The sequence below is a fragment of the Aliivibrio kagoshimensis genome (assembly GCF_050337105.1).
Taxonomy (GTDB): Bacteria; Pseudomonadota; Gammaproteobacteria; order Enterobacterales; family Vibrionaceae; genus Aliivibrio_A; species Aliivibrio_A kagoshimensis.
In genome coordinates, this window is record NZ_JAKJSQ010000002.1 from 181,399 (window position 1) to 187,529 (window position 6,131).

Annotated in this window: 6 protein-coding genes; 5 read left to right on the forward strand and 1 reads right to left on the reverse strand. The window is 42.3% G+C overall.

Features of this window, described 5'->3' with window-relative positions; genetic code table 11:
- Positions 1 to 85: 85 nt before the first annotated feature.
- Complete coding sequence (locus L4C32_RS00855; RefSeq protein WP_428194952.1) at positions 86 to 304, forward strand: acetyltransferase; 219 nt, start codon at positions 86 to 88, stop codon at positions 302 to 304.
- A gap of 70 nt (positions 305 to 374) precedes the next feature.
- Here L4C32_RS00855 and bioA read toward each other — a convergent pair whose 3' ends face one another.
- Complete coding sequence (gene bioA, locus L4C32_RS00860; RefSeq protein ID WP_428194962.1) at positions 375 to 1,643, reverse strand: adenosylmethionine--8-amino-7-oxononanoate transaminase; 1,269 nt, start codon at positions 1,641 to 1,643, stop codon at positions 375 to 377.
- A 122-nt stretch (positions 1,644 to 1,765) separates the two neighbouring features.
- Here bioA and bioB point away from each other — a divergent pair, with 122 nt between their 5' ends.
- Genes bioB through bioD form a run of 4 tightly spaced genes read left to right on the forward strand, consistent with a single transcriptional unit; the run spans position 1,766 to position 5,438 of the window.
- Positions 1,766 to 2,818 carry a biotin synthase BioB gene (bioB, locus tag L4C32_RS00865; RefSeq protein ID WP_428194953.1) on the forward strand — a complete coding sequence of 351 codons (1,053 nt, stop codon included), beginning with the start codon at positions 1,766 to 1,768 and terminating at the stop codon, positions 2,816 to 2,818.
- Positions 2,802 to 3,959 carry an 8-amino-7-oxononanoate synthase gene (bioF, locus tag L4C32_RS00870; RefSeq protein WP_428194954.1) on the forward strand — a complete coding sequence of 386 codons (1,158 nt, stop codon included), beginning with the start codon at positions 2,802 to 2,804 and terminating at the stop codon, positions 3,957 to 3,959. Before bioB ends, bioF begins: the two co-directional genes overlap by 17 nt.
- Positions 3,959 to 4,759 (forward strand): malonyl-ACP O-methyltransferase BioC, encoded by an 801-nt coding sequence (gene bioC / locus L4C32_RS00875; protein ID WP_428194955.1) that lies wholly within the window; start codon positions 3,959 to 3,961, stop codon positions 4,757 to 4,759. The genes bioF and bioC overlap by 1 nt, the downstream gene beginning before the upstream one ends.
- Positions 4,752 to 5,438, forward strand: coding sequence for a dethiobiotin synthase (bioD, locus tag L4C32_RS00880; protein WP_428194956.1), 687 nt, complete (start codon positions 4,752 to 4,754; stop codon positions 5,436 to 5,438). Before bioC ends, bioD begins: the two co-directional genes overlap by 8 nt.
- The last annotated feature ends 693 nt before the right edge of the window (positions 5,439 to 6,131 follow it).

Genomic DNA, 6,131 nt, shown 5'->3' on the forward strand with positions numbered 1-6,131 from the left:
TGCAAAATGATACAAATAATTAATATAGTTGCCATTTTTTGGTTATACTTTACTGAGTTCGATGGGAAATTTGGGGATAACGGCAATGTTTCTAAAAAACAGACATAACGGCGAAATGGTTGAGATTATCGGAGTGGGTGATTTAACCAATATATTCAATACAACGGTATTGGGGCGCTATCACGTTGGAGAAGAAAAGGACGAACCGGAGGAGTTTAATAAAGCGGATTTAGTCTTTTTATCTGACGAAGCGTTACCGAAATGTTGGACAGATCCTAACTATCGAACCGTTCGTAAAGACTAGCGAACTCTATTGAAGCCAAGTTAATGTGAAGGATGAAACGATCAATCGTTTCATCCTTTGTTGTTTTAGGTTAAAACAGAGTTTGAACTGCACTTTCAATGGCATTAACCAGTTTCTTAAGATCTTCCTCTGTCGATTGATAAGGGGGCATCATATAGATGAGTTTTCCAAACGGTCTTATCCACACACCGCAATCGACAAAGTGCTGTTGAATCGCCACCATATCAACATTTTTATTGAGCTCTACCACGCCAATAGCACCGAGCCATCTTACTGCTTCAACCACTGGGTATGCCTTTAATGGTGGTAACAGTTGGCTAAAGGTGGTTTCTATAGAGTGAGTTTGTACTTTCCAATCCCCCTCTAATAATATCTCCATACTGGCGTTGGCAACGGCACACGCTAATGGGTTCCCCATGAACGTTGGCCCATGCATGAAACAACCGGCTTCTCCACTGCAGACAGTATCCGCGACCTCTTTACTGGCTAGAGTCGCGGATAGAGTCATATAACCACCGGTAAGCCCCTTACCAATGCACATAATATCCGGTTCAATGCCAGCATGTTCACAAGCAAATAACTTCCCCGTACGGCCAAACCCAGTCGCGATCTCATCCACAATCAGTAACAGGCCATAGTGATCACAGAGGGCGCGCACCTCTTTGAGATATTGAGGATGGTAGAGTCGCATCCCTCCAGCACCTTGCACGATAGGCTCCAGAATAATCGCCGCAATATCTTGGTGATGCGCACTGAGTTGCTGTTTTATTGAGAGCAGATCCTGCTCATTCCACTGCCCACCAAATTGACTGTTAGGGCACTGAGCAAAAATATGTTCAGGAAGAAACCCTTTATACAAAGAGTGCATGGAGTTATCAGGGTCGGTGACTGACATCGCGGCAAAAGTGTCCCCGTGATACCCATTGGTAATGGTCAAAAATGTAGGGCGTTGCTCACCTTTGGCGTGCCAATACTGCAGTGCCATCTTAAGGCTGACTTCCACAGATACCGATCCAGAATCAGCCAAAAAGACATGTTGTAATCGATCTGGGCTCATTGCGACCAGTTTCTTACATAGCTCTACGGCTGGACGATGAGTGATCCCTCCAAACATCACATGAGACATGTTTTGGGTCTGTTCAATAATGGCTGCATTGAGTCTTGGGTGATTGTAACCGTGTATGGCCGACCACCACGATGACATACCATCGGTGAGCTGACGACCATCTTCTAATTCGATCATAACGCCTTCTGCTCTAGAGACAGGAAAGCAAGGAAGGGGGTTAACGGTTGAAGTGTAGGGGTGCCAGATATGGTCACGGTCGAAATCTAAGTCAATGCTATTGGTCATTATTTCACCACTTGTAAAGGTTAGGTGTGTTTCTTTCTTGACAGTTTACTGATTAAAAGTAGACTGTCCAAGTATAAATTAATGTCATTATAAAAATTAAGGAATTGCACGTGGAAGTACGTCATAACTGGACCGTTACAGAAGTACAAGAGCTCATGAATAAACCCTTCATGGACCTACTGTTTGAAGCACAAACAGTACATCGTCTTCACCAACAAACTAATCACGTGCAAGTGAGTACACTGCTTTCAATTAAAACGGGCGCTTGCCCTGAAGATTGCAAATATTGCCCGCAGTCAGCCCACAACAAAACGGGCTTAGCGAAAGAGCGTTTGATTGAGATTCAGACGGTAATGGATGCAGCAAAAAAAGCCAAAGATGCAGGTTCAACGCGATTCTGCATGGGTGCGGCGTGGAAAAATCCTAAAGAGCGTGATATGCCTCAGCTACTCGATATGGTTAAAGGCGTAAAAGAGATGGGGCTTGAAACCTGCATGACCCTTGGCATGATTACTCCAGATCAAGCCAATGAATTAGCAGACGCCGGTCTTGATTATTACAACCATAACTTAGACACCTCTCCTGAGTACTACGGAAATATTATCACGACTCGTACTTATCAAGACCGTTTAGATACCCTGTCGCACGTGCGTGATTCTGGGATGAAAATCTGTTCAGGTGGCATTATTGGAATGGGTGAAAGTACTGCGGATAGAGCGGGTCTGTTTGTTGAATTGGCGAATTTGCCACAACATCCAGAGTCTGTACCTGTGAACATGTTGGTTAAAGTGAAAGGAACACCTCTTGAAAATGAAGAAGATGTTGATTCGTTTGACTTTATTCGTTTGATTGCTGTGGCCAGAATTATGATGCCGGAGTCAGCGGTACGACTCTCTGCGGGTCGTGAGAATATGAATGAACAGATGCAAACACTTTGCTTTATGGCTGGCGCTAACTCTGTGTTCTACGGTTGCAAACTATTGACCACGCCTAACCCAGATGAAGATACCGATATTCAACTGTTTAAAAAGCTAGGCATAAATTCTGAGCAAACCAGCCAGAAGCCAGATGAAATTCAAGAGAATGAGTTGTTAGAGAAAGTCGCAGAACGTGTTGCTTCTCGACCAGGAAAAGATGATCTGTTTTATGAAGCAGGGCTTTAATAGAAAAATACGCCTCGCTCTCGATGAGAGGGCAGAGGCAGGCTTGACTCGTTGTCGACTTCCTATCGAACATGGAAACGATATTGAGTTAAGTCATGATGGAAAAAACTATCTTAATTTTTCAGGTAATGACTACCTTGGATTAGCGAACTCACCCGAACTTATCACAGCATGGCAGAAAGGGTTAGAGGCATACGGAACGGGAAGTGGCGCGTCACCACTGGTAACAGGCTACTCTCTAGCGCATCTTGAGCTTGAACAGAAATTGGCAGACTGGTTAGGTTTCGAAAAAGCAGTACTATTCAATTCGGGCTTTAGCGCCAATCAAGCGATCCTATTTTCGCTATTAAGCAAACATGATCTCCTGCTGCAAGACAAACTTAATCATGCGTCGTTAATGGAAGCAGGGATACTCTCACCAGCTACTATGAAGCGTTTTGCTCACAATGATCTCAGCCACTTAAAAAGATTACTTCCAAACAGTGAGCAGGATGCTCTGATAGTCACTGAAGGTGTTTTCAGTATGGATGGCGATCTTGCTCCATTGGCTGAGTTATCTGAGTTGATGAAAGAACGTTCAGACTGGTTAATGGTTGACGATGCACATGGCTGTGGAGTATTAGGCCAACAAGGTCGTGGCAGCTGTGATTTGGCCAAAATAAAACCTGATATGCTGGTAGTCACTTTCGGTAAAGCGTTTGGACTATCAGGCGCGGCCGTGTTGTGCAGTGAAGAATGTGCCGACTATTTGATGCAGTTTTCAAAGCATCATGTTTATTCAACAGCAATGCCTCCCGCTCAAGCACACACACTGTCCAAAGCGATTGATGTCATTATTCAAGATGAGTGGCGTAGGGAAAAGTTACTTGAACTCGGAAACCAGTTTGAAAAAGAGTTGGTTAATGATTGTGAAGTGACGTCGACGCAGACACCAATCAAGCCGCTGATCATAGGTGGAAGCTATCCCACAGTGCAAGTCGCTACTCGTTTGAAAGAACAGGGGATTTGGACCACAGCAATACGTCCGCCCACCGTTCCTAAAGACACTGCTAGATTGCGTATTACATTAAGTGCAAGTCACACTCCGCAACAGGTTACCCAACTTACCACACTGATTAAACAAGAGTTGAAGAGGCAGTAATGAACGTAGAAACAATTCAACTTATTGAACCCAAACAAGCCATTGCTGCCGCATTTAGTAAGGCAGCAAAAAGTTACGATAAATGCGCTGCATTCCAACGTAAAGTTGCGGACCACCTGCTTAACCAGTTACCTAGCGATCTCAGCGGTTATCACGTGTTAGATGTTGGCTGTGGAACCGGCTATTGCAGCGAATTGTTACGAGCGAGAGGGGCCAAGGTTACGGCGTTTGATCTTTCTGCATCGATGTTACATGAGGCAGAACGTCGATGTGGTCAGGATGGCATGGAGTATGTTCAGGGTGATGTTGAAACGTTGTCTTTTCCATTTGAACAATTTGATGTGGTCTACAGCAGCTTAGCACTGCAATGGTGTAACGATTTGTCGGTACCTCTTGAGCAGATCAAACGGGTTACCAAACGTCATGGCGTTATCTGTTTTTCGACATTAGTAGACGGTTCACTGCAAGAGCTTAAAAATGCGTGGAATAAAGTTGATTCAAATCAACATGTCAATACTTTCACTTCACAAGATGCAATAAAAGTTGCGTTGGCGCAAACTGGACTAGTACATCATCAATTAGACTTTGAAGCTATTCAGATGTGGTATCCATCTGCAATTAGCTTAATGAAGGATCTAAAAGGGATTGGTGCAAATCATCTCTCTGCTCAGCGTAACCAAGGGTTGCATGGCAGAAGTAAGCTACTAGCAGTTGAAAATGCATACCTCAATTATCAAAATCAACAGGGGCTACTACCTGCGACATATCAGGTATGCTTTGGAGTTATTATAAATGATTGATGCCTTTTTCGTAGCAGGTACAGATACAGATGTTGGTAAAACAGTGGCATCGAAAGCCATTTTACATGCCATGGCCCACAATGGAATTGCCACCATAGGCTACAAGCCTGTTGCTGCAGGTTGTGAAGAGACAGAGCAGGGGCTTAGAAACTCAGATGCACTGCATTTGCAAAAAGCCGCAACGGTTGAGTGTTGTTATGACGAGATAAACCCTTATGCACTTCTCAACCCGGCATCACCTCATATCGCCGCAGAACATGACCATATAAAAATTGATTATAGAAAATTGAGCCTTGGACTTGAGAAGCTGAAGAAGAAATCAGAGGTTGTTTTGATCGAAGGTGCTGGTGGTTGGCGTGTGCCGATTTCTAAAGATGACTGCTTATCCACATGGGTGAAACAGGAAAAATTACCTGTGGTTCTAGTTGTAGGGATTAAACTGGGTTGTTTAAGCCATGCAATGTTAACCGCAGAGTCGATCATTAATGATGGGTTAGAAATTGTTGGCTGGGTTGCAAACCGAATTAATCCAGGCACTGAGAATTATGCTGAAATTATCGAAATGCTGACTGATAAAATACCGGCACCAAAATTGGGAGAAATTCCATACATGCCGAGCATCAAAAGAAACGACATGAGTAAGTTCATCAATATTGCCCCTCTTAGAAGTAAAGCATAACTTTCCATGCTGTGCCTTATTGTTAACGCAATAGGGCACACTGTCTTTCTACATTCAGGACCCTCCCCTCAATCCTACCTACTCCTGATAATAAATTGACGTATCGATGACACATTGATTGTCATATCTCACCATACTGTCTACAAAATAATTATTCGCTGTTGTTATTAATGTGTAAGCATACAGTCACTTTTTGAATCATTATTGTTGATCTATCTCACAATAAAACAAAGAAATTAGGGAGAGGAATAGGTTTTCAGACCTAACCAATAAACTTAATAAAAGCCAAAAGATGGATTGAAAAACACAATATATAATTGTTTTCATTTAAATTAATATTTTTTAATCTGTAAGTAGTGGGAATTAAGGCGGATTATTAATCAACTGTTTGTTTTATGAGCAAGGGTAAGTAGTAATGACAAACTGGTTAAACCTGAATGATTAGTTTTACTTATATTGCTTATTGGAATCAATGAAAGAATGAGAGTAATCAATCAATCCTGATTAGTTATTAATAGATTGAATTAAAATCACCCTTAAATATGTCGTGATATACTTAACTTCTGAATAAGTCGACGACTAGATAGTAATGAAGAAAGGTTAGCACCATTTTGTAGGATGATGAAATGAAGTATGTAATAGCTGTAAAATCTAATGTGTTATTAGCATTAGATAAAAAATATAATATAGTTG

Coding starts and splice junctions, on each gene's coding strand:
- L4C32_RS00855 (WP_428194952.1), top strand. CDS start 86: ATGTTTCTAAAAAACAGACATAACGGCGAAATGGTTGAGATTATCGGA.
- bioF (WP_428194954.1), top strand. CDS start 2,802: ATGAAGCAGGGCTTTAATAGAAAAATACGCCTCGCTCTCGATGAGAGG.
- bioC (WP_428194955.1), top strand. CDS start 3,959: ATGAACGTAGAAACAATTCAACTTATTGAACCCAAACAAGCCATTGCT.
- bioD (WP_428194956.1), top strand. CDS start 4,752: ATGATTGATGCCTTTTTCGTAGCAGGTACAGATACAGATGTTGGTAAA.